Annotated in this window: 1 protein-coding gene; it reads left to right on the top strand. The window is 37.9% G+C overall.

Translation table 11 applies throughout. The features are described 5' to 3' along the window. A partial coding sequence (locus tag AC1DND_RS28510) for a DUF5000 domain-containing lipoprotein (RefSeq protein ID WP_477586296.1) occupies positions 1–968 on the top strand: 968 nt, incomplete at both ends.

Genomic DNA, 968 nt, shown 5'->3' with positions numbered 1-968 from the left:
ATGCAACCATTACCTTCAGCTTACCTAGCGATAAAGATTTATTGTATATAAAAGCTGTATACAATTTAGCCAACGGCCAACAAATGGAAGTGAAAACTTCTTATTATGGCAATAGTTTATTGGTAGAAGGATTTGGAGATACCAATGAGCATGAGGTAAAAGTATATAGTGTAAACAGAAGTGAAACCGCTTCAGAACCTGTTATCGTTAAGGTTAAACCACTGGAAAACCCAATTTGGGGTGTTTACAGAAGTTTAAAAGCTGTTGCTGATTTTGGCGGATTAAACTTTAAAGGCACTAACCCATCAAAAGCCGATCTGGCCATAGAGGTTTTGGTTTTATCGAAAGGTAAATATATACCAACATCAAAAAATATTTATACCGCCGCTATAGATATCGATCAATCCGTTAGGGGCTTAGACACTTTAAGCCAAAAATTTGCCATAACCATTAGAGATCGGTGGTTAAACTATAGCGATACGCTTTTTACTACATTAAAGCCACTTTACGAAACGGTTTTATCTAAATCGACCTATAAAGAAGTAATTTTGCCAACAGATACTCCTCAAGAATATTCAAACACGGGTGTAGCTAAAATGTGGGACGGAAACATTATCGATTGGCCTAGTGTATGCTTAACCAAAACCACAGTATTAACGCCGCAATGGGTAACTTTTGATCTGGGTAAAATTGCCACGCTTAGCCGTATTGTGGTTTGGAATTACCCCGAATACCTTAATGCTGGCCGCACCTATTATTACGGTGGCAACTTAAAAGATTTTGAAATCTGGGGTACCGATAACCCACCTGCTGACGGAAGTTTTAATAACTGGGTAATGTTGGGTAAATACAGCTCTCAAAAACCTTCTAAAAGTGCTTATGGTGTGCAAACAAGTGAAGATTACGCTTTTGCAAATGCCGGCATAAGCTACAATTTTGCTGTAGGCCTTAAAAAAGTAAGGTATATC

The sequence above is a fragment of the Pedobacter sp. 01N416 genome (assembly GCF_056399685.1).
The sequence above is the reverse complement of the archived record's forward strand: the minus strand, read 5'-3'. Positions and strand labels throughout refer to the sequence as shown.